The sequence below is a fragment of the Bacillus sp. S2(2024) genome (genome assembly GCF_050474045.1).
Taxonomy (GTDB): Bacteria; Bacillota; Bacilli; order Bacillales; family Bacillaceae_G; genus Bacillus_A; species Bacillus_A yunxiaonensis.
Map to the genome: position 1 here is coordinate 1,172,798 of NZ_JBFLUS010000003.1, position 18,729 is coordinate 1,191,526.

Consider the following 18,729-nt stretch of genomic DNA (forward strand, 5'->3'; position numbering starts at 1 on the left):
ATAGCAATTATGTTTTGCTATTTGTTATAATAAGGTCGAATATGGGCAGTATCAATGTGAACTGCACCGCTGTTTAGGAAAATCAAAATAAAAATGTGGATTCTGCCTTGATCCAAAATAGGACTGGGACAGAGGGATGAATTTTGCCGAATGATACTACCCTTCTGCCTTTTTATGGCCAGAAGGGTTTTTTATATGTTTTTTCATCCGGCCATCTCCTCTCTCCAGGTAAAGGAGGAGAAGTTTTTGAAAACTGTAACGGATTTTTTGAAAATGAAAGAACAAAGTGAGCCGATTGCGATGGTAACTGCATATGACTATCCCTCAGCAAAGTTTGCTGAGGAAGCAGAAGTTGACATGATTTTAGTTGGTGACTCGCTTGGCATGGTTGTGCTCGGCTACCACTCAACAATTCCAGTAACAGTTGATGATATGATTCATCATACGAAAGCAGTGCGCCGCGGCGCGAAAAATACATTTGTTGTAACAGATATGCCATTTATGTCTTATCACGTTTCACTGCAAGAAACTATGCATAACGCACGTCGTATTGTGCAAGAAAGCGGTGCGCATGCAGTAAAAGTTGAAGGAGCAGATGAAGTTGTATCGATCATTCGTTTCCTTACGAATGCAGGCATTCCAGTTGTAGCCCATCTTGGCTTAACACCGCAATCTGTCGGTGTGCTAGGTGGCTATAAAGTGCAAGGAAAAGATGCAGAAAGTGCAAAGAAATTGTTAGAAGACGCCAAAAAATGCGAAGAGGCGGGAGCAATTGCGCTTGTATTAGAGTGTGTACCGATGCAATTAGCGGAACTTGTAACAAAACAATTGTCGATTCCAACTATCGGTATTGGCGCTGGTAATGGAACGGATGGTCAAGTTCTTGTCTATCACGATCTTATTACGTACGGTGTAAACCGCGTTCCGAAATTTGTGAAGCAGTACACATCTGTGCAAGAAGAAATAGTAAGAGGTATTGGGCAATATGTTCATGAAGTAAAGGAAAGACAATTTCCAGAGAAAGAACATTCGTTTACGATGAAAGAAGAAGAATGCTTAGCGTTATACGGAGGAAAACAATAATGCATATTATTACGACAGTGCAAGAGATGCAGCAAATCGCAGGAGAGCTTCGTGCAAGCGGGAAAACAGTTGGGTTCGTTCCAACGATGGGCTATTTGCATGAAGGACATTTAACGTTACTGAGACAAGCGAAAAAAGAAAATGATATTGTTATGTTAAGTATATTTGTAAATCCATTGCAATTTGGACCGAATGAAGATTTAGATCGCTACCCGCGTGATATTGAACGTGATGAGCGATTAGCGCGTGAAGTAGAAGTGGATTATTTATTTTATCCAAGTGTCGAAGAAATGTATCCAACGGATCGGACAACGAATGTTGAGGTTGTGAAGCGTACGGATGTTTTGTGCGGAAAGCAGCGACCAGGTCATTTTGCTGGAGTTGTAACAGTATTGATGAAGCTTTTCAATATTACAATGCCAAATCGTGCGTATTTTGGTATGAAAGATGCACAGCAAGTAGCAGTTATCGAAGGATTTGTGGGTGACTATAATATTCCTGTGACAATTGTGCCAGTTGAGATTGTACGTGAAGAAGATGGCTTAGCACGTAGTTCTCGCAACATTTATTTATCAGATAGAGAACGCCAAGAAGCACCGCATTTATATAAAAGCTTATGCATGGCGAAAGAACGAGTTGCTGAAGGGGAGCGTAATCCAAAAAATATTACGAACTTCATTAAAGAATATATTGAAACGAACACACATGGTATTGTTGACTATGCTGATCTATATGCGTATCCGAATTTAACTGAGGTTGAGAAAATAAGCGGACGTATGATTATTGCGATAGCTGTAAAGTTTGAAAATGCACGATTAATTGATAATATTACATTTACGGTTGAATAAGGAGGAGCAACTATGTTTCGCACAATGATGAGAGCGAAGTTACACCGAGGTACGGTAACGGAAGCAAATTTAAATTATGTAGGAAGTATTACAATTGATGAGGATTTAATGGATGCAGTTAGTATTGTTGAAAATGAAAAAGTGCAAATTGTAAACAATAATAACGGTGCTCGTTTAGAAACATATGTTATAAAAGGAGAACGCGGCACAGGGGTAATTTGTTTAAACGGTGCAGCTGCTCGACTCGTTCAGCCCGGCGATAAAGTCATTATCATTTGCTACGGATTAGTTTCAGAAGAAAAAGTACTAACACATGTTCCGAAAATTGCTGTTTTAGATGACAATAATCAAATTGTGGAAATGCTTGGAGCGGAAAAAGCAGGCACAATTTTATAATGTATAAGAAAAGCTATCTCTGTGTGAAAGGGATAGCTTTTCTTATGCGAAAGCAAAATCATTTCATTTTTCGTATCTTTCCATTAAGATGAGTAAAAACGTGGTATAGTAACACTATAGAAATTTTGTTGTTTGAAAGGTAAGAAATTGAGGTGTCATAGATGAGTAAGCGTTATGTCGTAGTCGATTTAGAAACGACAGGGAATGCCTGGAAAGATGGGAAAGATAAAATTACTCAAATTGCAGCAGTTGTTGTAGAAGATGGAGAAGTTCTTGAAATTTTCTCTTCTTTTGTAAACCCTGAACGGGACATTCCCCCATTTATTACAGAATTAACGGGAATTGATGAAACACTTGTGAAGAAAGCTCCGTTATTCAGAGATGTAGCGCCGATGATTATTGAACTATTACAAGGTGCGTACTTTGTTGCACATAATGTTCATTTTGATTGGAACTTTTTACAAGAAGAACTACGGCAAGCGGGATTCCTAGAAGTAACATGCCCGAAAATTGATACAGTTGAACTGGCACATATTTTATTGCCGACAGCTGATAGTTATAAATTACGTGATTTAGCAAAAAGATATGGCTTTAATCATGATCAGCCTCATCGTGCTGATAGTGATGCAATGGTAACAGCAGAGATATTTTTACAATTGCTTGCTAAAATGGAAAGTTTACCACTCGTTACATTGCAATCGTTATATGAATTAAGCGATATGTTCCAAAGCAACATTGGAGACATTATGTCTGCATGTATTTTGAATAAGATGATACATGGAACAGACGATGCGGAAAAATATGATATATATCGAAACTTTGCTCTCTGCAAACGCAATTATGCATTGCAAATTGGCGAGGAGAAAATTACTGATTTTTCTTCTTTTTTAACGGAAGCGATGCAGCGTTTAGCTGAAGTAATGCCGTTTTTTGAAAAAAGAGACGGGCAGCAGATGATGATAAATGAAGTTTACGAAGCGCTTAGAGACTCTCGATTTTCGTTAATTGAAGCGGGAACAGGTACAGGGAAAACATTAGCGTATTTACTGCCTAGTATTTTTTATGCGAAAGAAAAAGAACAGCCGGTAGTGATTAGTACACAAACTGTGCAGTTGCAACAACAAATTTTAGCAAAAGAAATCCCATTGTTGAAAAAAATACTTCCGTTCCCGTTTGAAGTAGCGATGTTAAAAGGAAGGAAGCATTATTTGTGTTTACATAAATTTGAGCATGCATTGGGCGAAGTGGACAATCATTACGATGATGCATTAACGAAAGCGAAAATTTTAGTATGGCTTCTTGATACAGAATCAGGAGATAGAGATGAGTTAAACATTCCAGCTGGAGGAAAGTTATTATGGGAGCGTATTTGTAGTGATGCTCATAGTCCAAATAGCACGAAAAGTGCGTGGTTTAGCCGCTGTTTTTATCAGCGTGCAAAAAATAAAGCATTATTTGCTGATGTTGTAATCACAAATCATACTTTATTGTTCCAAGATTTCGTGAGTGAAGAATCATTACTTGCATCATGTGAACATATTATTTTTGATGAAGCTCATCATTTGGAAGAAACGGCAAGTAGAGCGTTAGGAGAGCAATTTTCTTGTATGTATTTTCAACTTATTTTATCGCGTTTTGGTACGTTAGAAACATCTGATGTGTTAGCTAAAGTGTACGATATGATGAAGCAGTCGCAAATTGCTGTTCGTTCTACATTTCAAATGATTAGTCGTACGCTGAAAGAAATTAAGTTTGACGCAGATGAGCTATTCCAAATGCTGCGTACATTTATATTTCAAAAAACAAAGCAAGAAGATGCGCCTGGAAATATGCCGCTTATGTACCGTTATAATGTAAATAAAGAAAGAGGAAAGCTTTGGCGCAGTATTGTTGAATTAACGGACCGTTTTGTACATCAGCTAGGCATATTGCTGACGTTATTAGAAAAGCAAGGTGAGATGCTGCAAAAGCAAAGTGAATGGGAACCGCATATGATTACGGGGGAGTTTGTACATCTTATAGAGGTACTTTCTAAGATGACCCATTCTTTACGGAAACTTATTTTAGAAGATACGAGTTATGTGACATGGATGGAAGCAGAAACGAAAGGAACAATTCATTCGACTATCCTGTATGCACAGCCAGATGATATAAGTGATTTATTTGCAGATCAATTTTTAACACGTAAACGAAGCGTTATTTTTACTTCAGCTACTTTAACTGTAGATAATACGTTTGATTATATAGAAGAAGAGCTTGGATTAGTGGATTTTACACCGAATACATTAACAATTCCATCACCATTTCATTATGAAGAGCAAGTAAAATTAATGGTTTCAACAGATGTTCCGCATATTAAACATGTAACTGAAGAAGAGTATGTAAGAGCAGTGTCTGAACATATTATGAAGATTGCTAAAGCTACAAATGGTCGAATGCTCGTTTTATTTACATCATATGAAATGTTAAAGCAGACATTTGAAGTATTAAAAAAGGAAGAGGCACTGGAAGAATTTCTTTTATTAACACAAAGTGTTCATAATCGCAGCCGCACCCGAATGATTCGAAAGTTTCAGGAGTTTGAAAAATCCATTTTATTAGGAACAAGCAGTTTTTGGGAAGGAATTGACATACCAGGAGATGCGTTAAGCTGTCTTGTAATTGTTCGTCTCCCGTTCACATCACCGCATCAGCCAATGATGCAAGCGAAAAGTGAACGGCTCAAAGAAAAAGGAGAAGATTCATTTACAAAGATTGCTTTGCCGCAAGCAATCCTTCGTTTTAAACAAGGTTTTGGACGCCTTATTCGTACAACGACGGATACAGGAACAGTATTTGTGTTAGATCGTCGTCTCACTGCATCTTTTTATGGGAAACGATTTATTCAATCTATTCCGAGCATTCCATTGTACGAAGGACCGTTAGAGGATTTAATCGAAAGAATGGAATAGTAAAGTGAGACTTCCATCATGAAAGGGATTCTTCATTCCTTACTAATGGAAAACTATTACTAGTTGGGCGCATGTTAGCTATTATCCCTTATCCCTCTTGTTTTGTTTCTCGAAATTTTGAGGTAGGGTCTTACTGCCCGTTAATTGCGGGATAAAAACTAACGCCTGAAGCAAATTTGCTTCAGGCGTTACATGTGGGTAGGAGGAAATTTTATTTTTTCTTACATTAAGTATAGAAATACGATGGTTTTCGACTTCAAACCTTTTTTTGAAGAACATGTCCTGCTATAATAGATGGGTGATGAAGCAGGGTTTATAAAGAATGTACTCTTATTGTAACCGCAATGCGTTCTTCTATGATTAGAAATTTTGTGTAACGGAGGAGTTTTTATGGAGAAGAAAATTGAAGTACTATCAACGACGCGTCTTGAATACACGTCTGATTTATACAAGATTGTTGATAGCTTAAATCGAACATTAAAAGAAAAAGATCTGATGTTCGGATTAGCATTAGATGAAAAAGAAAAAGAGACAGCAATATTTACGATTTACAGAACGTAGTGATACAATGAAAAAGTGGATTTTAACAATTTTTATTGTAATCGTTGCTGTTGTTTTATATGGGGTACACATTTATAATACAACGATGGAGAAAAAAGTTCCGAAAGAATCGAAAACAGTTGAGGTTGCAAAAGAAAAAGCAAAACTTACAAAAGTAACAAAAGTCGATTATTATAACGGTCAAGCTCCATATGAAGTTGTACAAGGTGTGAATGAAAAAGGAGAACAATATATCGTTTGGGTGCCTGAGAAAAAAGGAGATATTCTGATGCGAAAAGCAAGTGAAGGTATTTCTGAAAAAGATGCATTGCAAATTGTTGCTAAGGAGCGAAAGCCAAAGCAATTTGTAAAAGCAAAATTAGGCGCCGAAAACAATGTTCCATTATGGGAAATTACATATATTGATGATGAAAATCGTTATACTTACTACTATCTCGCATTCGAAGATGGTAAGTTTTTGAAACGATACAGCATTGAAAAATAAGTGCAGGGGGAACTCAGGATGAAATTAGCAAAGCGAGTAGCTGCTCTAACACCATCTACAACGTTAGAAATTACAGCAAAGGCACAAGCGTTAAAAGCAGAAGGACATGATGTGATAGCATTAGGAGCAGGAGAGCCTGACTTTAATACGCCAGAGCATATTATGGATGCTGCTCATAAAGCAATGTTAGAAGGTTATACGAAATATACACCAACAGGTGGATTAGCTACGCTGAAACAAGAAATTATCAAAAAGTTTGAGCGTGACCAAGGCATATCTTATGAACCATCTCAAGTTATTGTATGTAACGGTGCAAAGCATGCTTTATATACGCTGTTTCAAGTATTACTTGATGAAGGTGATGAAGTTATTATTCCAACTCCGTATTGGGTAAGTTATCCAGAGCAAGTAAAGCTTGCAGGTGGTGAACCAGTATATGTAGAGGGATTAGAAGAAAATAATTATAAAATCACACCAGAGCAATTGCGTCAAGTGATTACAGAAAAAACGAAAGCCGTAATTATTAACTCGCCTAGCAACCCAACAGGGATGATTTATAGCAAAGAAGAGTTGCAGCAGCTTGGACAAGTATGCTTAGAGCATGACATTTTAATTGTTTCTGATGAAATTTATGAGAAATTAATTTATGACGATGCAGTGTATACATCAATTGCTGAGATTTCTGATGAATTAAAAGAACAGACTCTTATTATTAACGGTGTATCAAAATCGCATTCAATGACAGGATGGCGCATTGGCTACGCAGCAGGTAATAAAGAACTTATTAAAGCGATGACGAACTTAGCGAGTCACAGTACATCAAACCCTACTTCAATTGCGCAGTATGGAGCGATTGCTGCTTATGCTGGAGATCAACAACCTGTAGAAATGATGCGCAGCGCATTTGAAGAGCGATTAAATATCGTTTATGAGAAACTGATTCAAATTCCTGGGTTCACTTGCATTAAACCGCAAGGAGCGTTCTATCTGTTCCCGAATGTGAAAGAAGCAGTAGCCTTAGCTGGTTTTGAAACAGTTGATGAATGGGCAAAAGGATTATTAGAAGAAGAAAAAGTTGCCCTCATTCCAGGGACAGGATTCGGAGCACCAAATAACGTTCGTTTATCATACGCAACTTCACTTGAACAATTAGAGAAAGCGTTAGAACGTATTGATACATTTATGAAAAACAAAATGAAATAAGAGTAGCTCTTTTATTTCTATCTTTGTAATTGTTTTAGACAGTTCAAATCGTACCTCCCTTTCATATAGGGAGGTTTTTTTGACGAATTGTGCCAAAAAGAAATGTGAAGAGGTGTGTTATACTAGAAAGCGAGGTGTTTGATTATGAAGAAGAAAATCATGTTAGAGTGGTTTGAACAAGGCAGCATTGCGATTCCAAAATTATTAATGATGCACTATAAAAAACTCGGTTTGAATGAAGTAGAGTTTATGGTACTATTGCATGTCCATACATTTTTAGAATCGGGAAATTCTTTCCCAACACCAGGAGAAATTGCAGAGCGAATGACCATTACACAAACAAAGTGTATGGAGATTATTCAAGCATTAATTCATAAAGGTTTTTTAGCGTTAGAAGGAAGCCGTAAATCTGCAGCGATGATTTGCGAAAGCTACTCATTACAGCCTCTTTGGGAAAAGATATTACACTTTTTAATGAGTGAGAATATTGAAGAAGAAGAGCGGGAACAAAAACAATTACAAATAAATTTATATACGGTGTTTGAGCATGAATTTGGAAGACCATTATCTCCATTTGAGTGCGAGACGTTAGCAATGTGGCAAGATCAGGATCAACATGATTCACTTTTAATTCAAGCTGCTCTTCGCGAGGCTGTTATGAGCGGAAAGTTGAACTTTCGTTATATCGATCGCATATTGTTTGAGTGGAAGAAGAACGGAATTAAAACACTTGATCAAGCGCAGAACCAAGGACGTAAGTTTAGAGAAAATCAGCAACGAAATCAGCAAGTATCACGTCAAGAAACGAAGTATACAGGAAAAGTACCGTTTTATAATTGGCTAGAGCAATAATGGTAGGAGGAAAAAATGCTAAACAAAACACAAATTAGACATTGCCTTGATGTAATGGGAGAAATGTATCCAGAAGCACATTGTGAACTTAATCATGACAACGCATTTGAACTTGTTATTGCAGTAGCACTATCTGCGCAGTGTACAGATGTTCTTGTAAATAAAGTAACAAAAAATTTATTTCAAAAATATAAAACACCAGAAGATTATTTAAGCGTGCCTTTAGAAGAATTACAACAAGATATTCGCTCTATTGGTTTGTATCGAAATAAAGCGAAAAATATTCAAAAACTATGCCGTATGCTTATTGATGAATATAATGGAGAGGTGCCGCAAGATAGAGACGAGTTAACGAAGCTACCAGGTGTAGGGCGAAAAACTGCAAATGTTGTTGTCTCTGTTGCATTTGGTATTCCGGCTATTGCTGTTGATACGCATGTAGAGCGCGTTAGTAAACGACTTGCCTTTTGCAAATGGAAAGATTCTGTATTAGAAGTAGAGAAGACCTTAATGAAGAAGGTGCCGATGGAAGAGTGGGGTGTAACACATCATCGTATGATTTTCTTTGGACGTTATCATTGCAAGGCGCAGCGTCCCCAGTGCGAAGAATGCAGGTTGTTAGAGCTGTGTCGTGAAGGTAAGAAACGTATGAGAGAGAAGGAAAAGAAATGAAGCAAGTACTTGAAATACCAAATGATTTTCGGTGTAGTCCTTTCTTTGAAGAAGAGACTGTTATTGAATACAATGCAGAGAAATCGTTTGGAGAGCTTTTAAAAGAGACATGCTTTTTCTTTGATATCGATCAGCGATATAAGCCATGGAATGAGATAGAAAAGAGTATTTCTACTGTATTAAGCTTATGGAAAGAACAAAAAGAGGAGATTTCTATACTATTTCGAAATCGAAACAAAAAAGAAGCAAAAGATCCGATGGTCCGTTTTGCAGGACATCTTTTATCCATTTTACACTGGATGAACGGAACGTCTGTTGTCAGTTTACAGGATATGAATGGACGAATTGAAAGGCTAGAAAATAAGCCAGTTAACTTTATGGAGCGTTTTTTATTTATTATGAAACAGCCGGATCATTATCATTCTTTTATTCAGCTGACACAGTTATATGAAGAAATGGAAAAGTTATATGTTAGAGTACTTATTATGCAAAAGAAGCCATCTTCTCTGTAGAGAAGATGGCTTCTTTTTTATTCGTTTGTAACTTATTATTATTATTGAGTCGGTTTATTTGGATTTCCACCGTCTGCTGGCGGATTCGGGTGATTTCCTTCACCCGGTGTGGTTCCTCCAGCTGGTGGGGTAGTTCCTCCACTTGGTGGAGGAGTTCCTCCGCTTGGTGGGGTAGTTCCTCCAGCTGGTGGGGTAGTTCCGTTATTTTGGTTCTGGTTTTGGTCTTGATTTTGATTTTGATTTTGTTTATCTTGTTCAGCCTTCTTAGCAGCATCTTCTTCGGCCTTTTTATTAGCGTCATCTTCAGCCTTTTTCTTAGCAGCTTCTTCATCAGCTTTTTTCTGAGAATCATCACCACCAGGCACTGTTACCGTCGCTATTGCTGCATCACTCGAGCTGCCACCTTTTTTCGCAACAAGAGAGATGGTATAGGTAACACCAGGTTTTACACCGCTAATGGTTGCACTTGTGCCGCTTACTTTTGCGCTACCGCTAGAACCGTCACTACCTTTATAGCTTACAGCATAGGATACGTCTGAATCAGATGAAGCAGCCCAGCTTAATGATATAGTTTGGGTAGCAGCATCATATGACGGATTCATTCCAGTTGGTGCATCTACGTTAATTTTTGGAACATCATCTTTTTTCGCACCTTTAACGTAAAGTTCATTACCTACGCGTTCTACACTACTTGGCATTTCAAAACGAGATTTATCACTTCCAAATTCACTCATCATCGCTTTAAACATACGTTGTGCGATAGTAGCTGATGGTGAGTGATTAGCAATAAAATTGTATGGCCCATCTTTATCGTACCCGGTCCATACAGCCATTGTATATTGTGGCGTATAGCCAGCGAACCAACTGTCACGGTTTGCTGAGGATGAAATGCCATATTTTCGTAATACTTTGTCATCAAAGTTTGTTGTTCCTGTTTTACCAGCAACGTCTAATGATGGAATATTTGCTGCTTTACCAGTACCAGTACTAGAATTCACAACACTACGAAGCATATCTGTAATCATATATGCTGTGTAATCTTTCATTACTCGTTTTCCTTTTGGTGTAAAGTTCACTTCTTTTCCATCAGGATATACAACTTTTGTTACGAAGTGTGGTTTATGATATACACCGCCACTTCCGAATGATGCATACGCACCAGCAAGATCAAGAGGAGATGAAGCGTTACTTCCGATTGCTGTTGATTCATGTACACCATCTTGTCCAAATGTCATACCAAGTCCTTCAGCAAAAGATTGTGCTTTATTTAAACCAACTTCTTTAGCTGTTTTCACAGCAGGTACGTTACGTGATTGTGCTAATGCCTCACGCATTGACATTGGACCTTTGTGGCCGTTATCAAAATTTCGAACCTCTTGTCCTGTTGAATATTTAAATGTTGAATCGTCAATTTGATGATATGTCGACCATTGGTTGTATTCAATAGCAGGGCCGTAGTCAAAAATTGGCTTCATTGTAGAACCTACTTGGCGCTGTAAGTCAACAGCCATGTTATGTCCTTTAAATGTTGCTTTATTTTCACCGCGCCCGCTACCAATTGCACGAACTTCACCTGATTCTGTATCCATAAATACAAATGCACCTTGGAATTTGTCATTTGGATAGTTAATAACGTCTTCTGTATTCATTATTTTATCCGCATAGTTCTGTGCTTTTGGATCTAATGTTGTGTAAATAGAAAGACCATCAGAACCGATGTTGACATCTTTAATTTGTGATTCGATTTCTTTTACAGCAGCATCTAAGAATCCCTGGTAAGGCATTTGTGTTGCTTCTTGAGACGGCTGAAGACCTTCCGTTACTGGAATTTTCTTCGCATCTTCCATTTGTTTCTTCGTAATATAGCCATGTTTGTTCATTAAATATAATACTGTGTCGCGTCGTTCTGTTGCAGCCTTCACGTTTTCTGGTTTTGTCGGATCATAAATACTAGGACCTTGTGGTAATCCTGCAAGCATCGCTGCCTCAGGTAATGTTAAATCTTTTAATTCTTTTCCATAATAATTTTTTGCAGCTGTTGCAATACCATAAGAACGGTTACCTAAGTTAATTTTGTTTAGGTACATTTCTAGAATTTCATGTTTTGAATATTGCTGTTCTAACTTGTAAGCTAAATACCATTCTTGTACTTTACGTTTTGTAGTTTTTTGCATTGTCAGGAAATAGTTTTTAACAACTTGTTGTGTAATTGTACTACCACCTTGAGAACCGAAATCCCCAGTTACATTTAAGAAAATCGCTTTTGCAGTACGTCTATAATCAATTCCATGGTGCTCATAAAAACGTGAATCTTCTGTAGCTAGGAAGGCATTTTCTACTACTTTTGGAACTTGATCATATGTGATTTTCGTTCGCTTTTCAGCGCCATATTCATATATGAAATTGCCGTCTTTATCATAAAATTTTGTTGATAATGGAATTTCAAGTTTTGCTTTATCTAATTTTGGAGCATCCTTTACCATAATAAAGAAAGCAGAAACCCCAGCGACTAGTGTCACGATGCCGACTAATAAGCAAGTGATTAAAAATTTACGTAGAAACGAGCCTTTTTTCTTTGGTTTCGCTTTTTTAGGATCTTCTTGCTTCTGTTTTTTAGCTTGTTTTCGTTCTTCACGAGAACGATAATTTTCTGACATTATACTTTCTCCTACCTTTCATTTCCTCCCCAAAAGTCGAAAAATGAGCCTTATTGTTGACTCTATCACGAAAAATAAAGTGTGTCTAGTGTATGAATATAATCAATGCGGGGATGATAACCGCACGGTAATAAGTATCCATACTCTTCCACTTCTTGTTTTGTAATTGATTTACGTCCACCAGCTTCTTGTCGATTCCAAAATGTAATGACATGTTTTGCTTCTAATAAATAAAATTCATCATAAAGCGTAAATTTAATAATAACAAATGCAATCCCATTATGAGCTAATACTTGCTTCATATGTTTAATTTGATGAAGGTGGAAGTTTTGTAATGGAAAGCTTGTTTTATTTTTAGTTTCTTTCGCTTCAAAGTCAATGTATTTGCCTTTGTATACACCGTTGTAATCGGTTGTAGAAGGTTGTTTAAAGTACGCTTCTTTAATTACAGCAGCGCTTCGTTTTGGATAATCGACTTTTACAATTTGAAGAGGGGTGGGCTTTTTATGAACACAAGCAATATTGTGCGTTAAATAGTACTGATTTGTTTCGTTTAGTTCCTCTTCAAGTGACATACCTCTATTACTATAAGTATGTTTTCTTGTAGGAGGATTATGAGTTTGCTGCGTTTCATTATACTTTCTTCCGTTTGGGTAACGAATGGTCATAGATTGTACACTCCAACTTGCATAGAATCACTTACAAAGGTGATTATATCAAAAAAAATGAAAAATAGGCGATTTTTTTGAATATAGAGAAGGGGTGAAAGTATTGTGTTTGCACAAAGTGAATATGAAAAAATAAGACAAAAAAGGCAAGTTACTTCCTATACAAAAGAAGAGAAAGAGCTCGTGCATCGTATTGAGCAACAAACTATTCTTGCTAATGTTGATAACATTTCGCGCACGCATGCTTATAAAGAATATTATGAACACAATAAAGAAATTCGTTGGTCATTTTTAGCCAGTATGATATCTCGTAATGCAGGCTGGAATATGACAGATTTAGAAGGAAAATATTATCCAAAAGTTTTATCCAAGGAGATACGTAAACAGTTATATCTTACATATGAACGTGCAAATTGGCTTATTTTTTTAGATGCATATCCCCAGCTGTTATTGTATGAATATAGTAAACAAATGCAAAAACCGTTGTTTCATTTGTTACAAATATTTTCTGTTTCCATATTTATGGAAGTGGAATGGGATTATTTTTGGAATCAAAAAAATGAAGATCGACTTATGACAGCGCTCATAATTAATGAACAACATATCATTCAAAAGCCGGTAATCGAACATCCTTTTTATCAAAAGCATGTATTTCAAACATTATTATTCAAATTTCAAGAATTATTTCATTTTAGTGCAGTGATATTTCCAACAGTTAATGGGAATTTATATGGTTTCTCTGTACGTCAGTTTGAAACTCTAATAAAGAGAATTGAGTTAGGGAAACGATTAGCATGGTTATTGTTTCATCCAACTTATAAGGATTCGTTTTATACATTTTCCTCTCAAACAGTTCATACAGGGTCGAGGTTAGATTATGAACAATACTTCTCTACTTTTAAGGAGCAAGATACTCCTCAGCTTCGTGATGTATTTTCTGTCATCTCACATCATCGTGATGCAGAGAAAGATTGGTTTCATTCAGGAGTGAATATAGAGGAATTGTTTTTGTTTGAAGAACCGAAAATAAACATTGATATTACAGAATGGTTTTTACACAAACAGAAGCAATTACACTTGTTTGCTTCACTCAACATCCTTTTTTAACAGAATTCAGTATTCATGATATAATAAAAAAATCCCGCTTCATGAAAGCGGGAAGAAGATTAAACTAGCTGTAAAAAACCGATTGGCACAACTAACTTTTCATGGAAGAAAACCGTTTCCATGAAAAGAAGTTTCACTTTATGTAGCAGGGAAATTTGGTCCATCCAATTTTGGATTTCCTGTTTCTGGTTTGTTTTGTCTACTTTGAGTTTGGTTTTTCTTGCTTTCATTTTTGCCTTCATTTTTGTTTTTAGCCATTGTCAACACCTCCCTTTCGTATTGTTGCCACTTTCATAAACTTCATACAAAAAATCACTTTCTTTGCCGAATTAAAACTAGTTTTGTCAAGCATGCAGGAGCGAAAAAGGAGCTGTCGAATTAACATGACAAAAGGAAGGCAAAGAGGGAGGCGTTTTGAAGATGAAAATGGTTCAGAAAGAGGATGTAATGAAAAAAATGGATCAGATGTTAAATACTCTTGATTTGCTTGAAATGAACGTGTCGCTTAGAGTTAATCATGCGCTTAAGGATAAAAGAGAACTTGTCGCTAATAAAGTAGAGATAATGGAAATGCATATAAAACATATGGAAACGAAATTATTGCATCATGAAGAGAAAGGTAATTGGGTACAAACGTTTCAAGTAGTAGCAGTTAGCATATAAGTAGGTGGAAATAGTGGAATATATAACATTGATTGAAGTGACAAAAAAAATAATTAAATATAATGATGAAACAATTATAAAAAAAAGAGAAAGTGAAGAACTTGAGTTTGACTTTTATCATGATATAAAGCCATTCGTGTCTTTAGTAGATGAAGGATTAGAAGAATGGAAACAGCTCGCGATTGATTGGTTGTATCGAGCAAAGCCTAAATATATACATGTACAGCAAATCGAACAAGTATGTACAAATTTACAAAGTAATTCTTTACAGTGTTTTGCACAGAAAATGAATGGAAAGCGTTTTTATGAAACACATCAGGCGATTCATTATACATTACAAAATATTTTAGAACAGTGTAAATGATAAGAGGGGAGCCCCCTCTTATTTTTATCCCGCTGTTTTAGGGCAGTAAGCCCGATTGGGCGAGCTTACCATCAGTGAGAGACGAAGAAAACCCCCACTGATGGAAATTTCACTTTATATTTCTGTCATGATATCTTTTTCTGTTTCGTAAGCTGGTTTTGTAGCCCCGATTGTTTCTAGTTCACGTGTTACACTTCTATACTGTGATAAGCAAATTTTTCCTTGTAAATAAGAATGTCTTGCAAAATCAAGTAACTCATTTAAATCCTCAGGTTCATATCCCTTTTTTTCGAAAAAATCTTGTTTTAAATCCCCTAATACCATGCTGATTCCTCCCCCATAAGAATCTTTTCTATTTAATGGTAGCATACAAACGCTTACTTTTTTATTTTTTTGAAAATTTAAATTTTGCATAAGATATAATTTGTATTACTTTATCAACTATCGGTTGTCTTTTACCTTTTATGGTAATGATTTGAAAAATGGGAATCGACTAGTAATGGCTAATGAAAAAACTAGTCAACGCAGGAATTTTCAACTTATAGGATGATTACACATTTTTTTTATGATTTCATATTCTAACTATATAGAAAACTGTTAGAGGAGGGAGAATGTATGTTTCAACATTCCAGCATGTATCAGATTGAACAGGATCCATACTTACGTTATAATATGTATCCTTTTATGCCTTACTATATGAATCAAACAAATTATTTTCAACCTTTTCAACTTCCGCCAATGAATCAGCCAATGAATCAGCCAATGAATCAACCAATGAATCAGCCAATGAATCAACCAATGTTTTATCCACCGAAACAACCTATTCAATCTTCTTTTCATCCACATACGCCATATCCGATGATGAATAAACAAAACTATACAAAACAACAACCAAGTCAATTTTCCAGTTTTATATCGCAGTTTAAAACAGCTGATGGAAATTATGACATTAATAAAATGATGGGTACTGCAGGTCAAATGATGAATGCAATGAATCAAATTACCGGCATTGTCAAACAAGTAGGGGGCTTTTTTATAAAATGAAGCTTCATTTCATGGGTGTCTTTCCCATGAAAGGTTAGCTGAACCAATCGGGCTCATACGGGCTGTTTTTTAATCTTTTACATAGGAAAATATGTGTAAAGGATTAAAGAAGGATTTCCTAAAATGTGTATGATACGTGCAGGTTAATAAAAATCCAAATTTTGCATGTGAAATGTCATAAAAAGGAGTTGTTCGGACCTTCCATCCATTTTACAATGACAGTAGCTTTAAAATATGATGTATGGAGAGGACGAATGTGAAAAAGGTTATTTTACTTTTGTTTTTTGTCATGATTACATTAACTGTTTTTATTTTTACAAAATTTAAACATTTCTTATAGACAAATTTCCAATATAGAAATAGGTGTTTGTAACAAACGGCTTTTACTCTTTTCTCATATTGTAAAGTGTAAGCTCATTTTCAAACTGTGAGAGGAGAGAGAACTATGCATCATTGTCATCCTTGCTTCGGGGGAGCAGCACCTTTCGGGGGAGCAGTTGCACCTTTCGGAGGAGCAGTTGCACCTTTCGGGGGGGCAGCGCCTTTCGGGGGAGCAGTTGCACCTTTCGGAGGAGCAGTTGCACCAATTACAACAACACCTCCTATTGTGCATCCGACAAAATGTTGTGAAACACACACATTTTCAAAAACGGTGGTCCCTCATATTCACCCAACGCATACGAAACACGTTCATCATCAGCTAGTGCAATCTCAGCATTATTTCCCACAAACACACTCTGCTGCAAATGTTATAGACCCTGTTGATCCAGCGTTTGGTGGAGGGTTTGGTGGAGGATTTGGTGGACATCATGGACATCATTGCCCATGTGGCCCTCAAGTATCGCCATTTGGTCCAAATGTTGGACCAAGTGTAAGTCCAGCAATGTTACCGCCAGGCCCAAATGTTGGACCAAGTGTAAGTCCAGCAATGTTACCACCAGGCCCAAATGTTGGTGGCATGTTTAAAAAGTAAGTGTTATGCTAGAACTAGCAAATTGCTAGTTCTTTTTTTTTAGAGAAGGGGCGTTTCATATGAAAGTTGTAGCTGTTACAGGATATAAGCCATTTGAACTAGGCATTTTTTCAAATGACCATCCTGGAATTTCTTACATAAAAAAAGCGATACATCAAAGGCTGCTTTCTTTGCTAGAAGAAGGATTAGAATGGGTTATGATTAGCGGACAATTAGGGATTGAGCTATGGGCAGCTGAAGTTGTATTTGATTTGCAATTGGAATATCCAGATTTGAAATTAGCTGTATTTACCCCTTTTTTAGAGCAAGAAGAAAATTGGAAAGAAAATAATCGGGAGTATTATGAATTTATTCTTTCACAAGCTGATCACGTTGATAGCATAACGAAGCGGAAATATGAAAGCCCAGAGCAATTCCGGCTAAAAAATCAGTTTTTCATTGAAAAAAGTGATGCACTACTTGCTATGTATGATGAAGAGAAACCAGGAAGTCCTAAATATATAGTAGAGGCAGCGAAAAAAAAGGAAGAAATACAAAATTATCAATGTTATTTTATACTTTTTTCTGATTTACAAGATATAATAGAAGAAGAACAGTGGAATAAGGATATATGATTGACAAAACGGACTGTTTCTGAAAAAATTTACTTAATGAAAGTTTTGGTAAAGACTTGAGGTGGAATAAATGATTTCTGATAAAATTAAGTTAACAGCGAAAGATATTTTAGAAAAAGAGTTTAAAACAGGAATGCGAGGCTATCAACAAGAAGAAGTAGACAAATTTTTAGACATGATTATTAAGGATTATGAAGCATTCCATAAAGAAATTGAACAATTACAGCAACAAAATTCACGTCTAAAGCAAGAATTGGAGCAACAAAAAGCAATGGCGCAACAAGTGCAATCTCAACCAGCGCCAACTCCAGCTCCAGCTCCTGTTCCTACTCCGCAACCAGTTTATAACAATACGAATACAGATATTTTAAAACGTCTGTCGAATTTGGAAAAAGCTGTGTTTGGAAGTAAATTGTATGAATAATGGAAGCATCTAAATAAACTTGTAGCAATTTACATGCAAAAAACGTTGCAAAATGTTTATGTTTCCACTATACTAATTCATGTCATAACGTTTGGGTAATCGCTGCAACGCTTAGTTGTAGAGGAAAGTCCATGCTCGCACGACCTGAGATGGTCGTAGTGTTCGTGCCTAGCGAAGTCATAAGCTAGGGTATTCTGGCGTAAAGCTGGATTAACGGCAGGGAAAAAACCTAAGTCCATTGGATATGGTTTGACTACCTTTAAAGTGCCACAGTGACGAAGTCCCAGAAGAAATGATGGGAGTGGAACGAGGTAAACCCCACGAGCGAGAAACCCAAATATTGGTAGGGGAACTTTTCCTAAGGAAATGAACGATGGGAAAAGACAGATGCAATTGCTCTGTAGATAGATGATTGCCACCGGAGTACGAGGCGTGGGCCGTTTGCAGTACAAAGGTACAGAACATGGCTTACAGAACGTTATGAACCAATCATGAGTTAGTTCAGCTCTCCTTTGTAAGAGGAGGGCTTTTTATTTGTATGAACTTTTGGAATGTGAGTTAAAATGGTAAAGAAAGTTTTGCAAACTTAATACAATTGAAGTGAAATAAGTTGTTATGATTTTAACTGATTAGCAGAGAACAATATACTGCTA

Annotated in this window: 20 protein-coding genes and 1 other RNA gene; 18 read left to right on the top strand and 3 right to left on the bottom strand. The window is 36.5% G+C overall.

Going from position 1 to position 18,729, the window contains the following annotated elements; genetic code table 11:
• The first annotated feature begins 246 nt into the window (after positions 1 to 246).
• From panB to AB1284_RS06015, 10 genes are all read left to right on the top strand, one after another.
• Positions 247 to 1,083 (top strand): 3-methyl-2-oxobutanoate hydroxymethyltransferase, encoded by an 837-nt coding sequence (gene panB, locus AB1284_RS05970; RefSeq protein ID WP_429750904.1) that lies wholly within the window; start codon positions 247 to 249, stop codon positions 1,081 to 1,083.
• Positions 1,083 to 1,931: a pantoate--beta-alanine ligase gene (panC, locus tag AB1284_RS05975; protein ID WP_429750903.1), complete on the top strand. Its 849-nt coding sequence runs from the start codon at positions 1,083 to 1,085 to the stop codon at positions 1,929 to 1,931. The genes panB and panC overlap by 1 nt, the downstream gene beginning before the upstream one ends.
• 12 nt (positions 1,932 to 1,943) lie before the next feature.
• Entirely contained in the window at positions 1,944 to 2,327 is a 384-nt protein-coding gene (panD, locus tag AB1284_RS05980; protein ID WP_429750902.1) for an aspartate 1-decarboxylase, read from the top strand.
• Positions 2,328 to 2,488: 161 nt separating this feature from the next.
• Positions 2,489 to 5,278, top strand: coding sequence for an ATP-dependent DNA helicase DinG (gene dinG / locus AB1284_RS05985; protein ID WP_429750900.1), 2,790 nt, complete (start codon positions 2,489 to 2,491; stop codon positions 5,276 to 5,278).
• A 390-nt stretch (positions 5,279 to 5,668) separates the two neighbouring features.
• Positions 5,669 to 5,839 (top strand): YpmA family protein, encoded by a 171-nt coding sequence (locus AB1284_RS05990; protein WP_429750899.1) that lies wholly within the window; start codon positions 5,669 to 5,671, stop codon positions 5,837 to 5,839.
• 7 nt (positions 5,840 to 5,846) lie between these two features.
• Positions 5,847 to 6,323 carry a DUF5590 domain-containing protein gene (locus AB1284_RS05995; RefSeq protein ID WP_429754342.1) on the top strand — a complete coding sequence of 159 codons (477 nt, stop codon included), beginning with the start codon at positions 5,847 to 5,849 and terminating at the stop codon, positions 6,321 to 6,323.
• An 18-nt stretch (positions 6,324 to 6,341) separates the two neighbouring features.
• Positions 6,342 to 7,526, top strand: a complete 1,185-nt coding sequence (locus tag AB1284_RS06000; RefSeq protein WP_429750897.1) for a pyridoxal phosphate-dependent aminotransferase — start codon at positions 6,342 to 6,344, stop codon at positions 7,524 to 7,526.
• 144 nt (positions 7,527 to 7,670) lie between these two features.
• Positions 7,671 to 8,378, top strand: a complete 708-nt coding sequence (gene dnaD, locus AB1284_RS06005; protein ID WP_429750895.1) for a DNA replication protein DnaD — start codon at positions 7,671 to 7,673, stop codon at positions 8,376 to 8,378.
• Between the two features lie 15 nt (positions 8,379 to 8,393).
• On the top strand, positions 8,394 to 9,050 hold the full coding sequence (nth, locus tag AB1284_RS06010; protein ID WP_336482834.1) for an endonuclease III: 657 nt from the start codon (positions 8,394 to 8,396) through the stop codon (positions 9,048 to 9,050).
• Positions 9,047 to 9,562 (top strand): YpoC family protein, encoded by a 516-nt coding sequence (locus tag AB1284_RS06015; RefSeq protein WP_429750893.1) that lies wholly within the window; start codon positions 9,047 to 9,049, stop codon positions 9,560 to 9,562. Before nth ends, AB1284_RS06015 begins: the two co-directional genes overlap by 4 nt.
• Before the next feature lie 41 nt (positions 9,563 to 9,603).
• Here the strand turns inward: AB1284_RS06015 and AB1284_RS06020 are convergent, their stop codons facing one another.
• Both AB1284_RS06020 and recU read right to left on the bottom strand, forming a co-directional pair.
• On the bottom strand, positions 9,604 to 12,219 hold the full coding sequence (locus AB1284_RS06020; protein WP_429750891.1) for a PBP1A family penicillin-binding protein: 2,616 nt from the start codon (positions 12,217 to 12,219) through the stop codon (positions 9,604 to 9,606).
• Positions 12,220 to 12,284: 65 nt separating this feature from the next.
• Positions 12,285 to 12,887 carry a Holliday junction resolvase RecU gene (recU, locus tag AB1284_RS06025; protein WP_429750889.1) on the bottom strand — a complete coding sequence of 201 codons (603 nt, stop codon included), beginning with the start codon at positions 12,885 to 12,887 and terminating at the stop codon, positions 12,285 to 12,287.
• Between the two features lie 105 nt (positions 12,888 to 12,992).
• Here recU and AB1284_RS06030 point away from each other — a divergent pair, with 105 nt between their 5' ends.
• The 3 genes from AB1284_RS06030 to AB1284_RS06040 all read left to right on the top strand — a co-directional run bounded on the left by AB1284_RS06030 (position 12,993) and on the right by AB1284_RS06040 (position 15,021).
• A complete protein-coding gene (locus AB1284_RS06030) occupies positions 12,993 to 13,994 on the top strand; it encodes a DUF2515 domain-containing protein (RefSeq protein WP_429750887.1) in 1,002 nt (333 codons plus the stop codon).
• Positions 13,995 to 14,414: 420 nt separating this feature from the next.
• A complete protein-coding gene (locus tag AB1284_RS06035; protein ID WP_429750886.1) occupies positions 14,415 to 14,657 on the top strand; it encodes a hypothetical protein in 243 nt (80 codons plus the stop codon).
• A 13-nt stretch (positions 14,658 to 14,670) separates the two neighbouring features.
• Complete coding sequence (locus AB1284_RS06040) at positions 14,671 to 15,021, top strand: YppE family protein (protein ID WP_429750884.1); 351 nt, start codon at positions 14,671 to 14,673, stop codon at positions 15,019 to 15,021.
• A gap of 114 nt (positions 15,022 to 15,135) precedes the next feature.
• On the opposite strand, the gene AB1284_RS06045 is transcribed toward AB1284_RS06040, so the two are convergent.
• Entirely contained in the window at positions 15,136 to 15,345 is a 210-nt protein-coding gene (locus AB1284_RS06045; protein WP_429750882.1) for a YppF family protein, read from the bottom strand.
• A gap of 291 nt (positions 15,346 to 15,636) precedes the next feature.
• Here AB1284_RS06045 and AB1284_RS06050 point away from each other — a divergent pair, with 291 nt between their 5' ends.
• The 5 genes from AB1284_RS06050 (at position 15,637) to rnpB (ending at position 18,552) form a co-directional block, all read left to right on the top strand.
• The gene (locus AB1284_RS06050) at positions 15,637 to 16,065 is read left to right on the top strand and encodes a YppG family protein (RefSeq protein ID WP_429750881.1); all 429 of its coding nucleotides are present in this window, start codon (positions 15,637 to 15,639) and stop codon (positions 16,063 to 16,065) included.
• A gap of 445 nt (positions 16,066 to 16,510) precedes the next feature.
• Entirely contained in the window at positions 16,511 to 17,038 is a 528-nt protein-coding gene (locus tag AB1284_RS06055) for a CotD family spore coat protein (protein ID WP_429750879.1), read from the top strand.
• Positions 17,039 to 17,097: 59 nt separating this feature from the next.
• Positions 17,098 to 17,652 (top strand): DUF1273 domain-containing protein, encoded by a 555-nt coding sequence (locus tag AB1284_RS06060; protein ID WP_429750878.1) that lies wholly within the window; start codon positions 17,098 to 17,100, stop codon positions 17,650 to 17,652.
• Between the two features lie 70 nt (positions 17,653 to 17,722).
• Positions 17,723 to 18,076 carry a cell division regulator GpsB gene (gpsB, locus tag AB1284_RS06065; protein WP_429750876.1) on the top strand — a complete coding sequence of 118 codons (354 nt, stop codon included), beginning with the start codon at positions 17,723 to 17,725 and terminating at the stop codon, positions 18,074 to 18,076.
• Positions 18,077 to 18,163: 87 nt separating this feature from the next.
• An RNA gene (rnpB, locus tag AB1284_RS06070) (RNase P RNA component class B) lies at positions 18,164 to 18,552 on the top strand.
• Positions 18,553 to 18,729 lie beyond the last annotated feature (177 nt).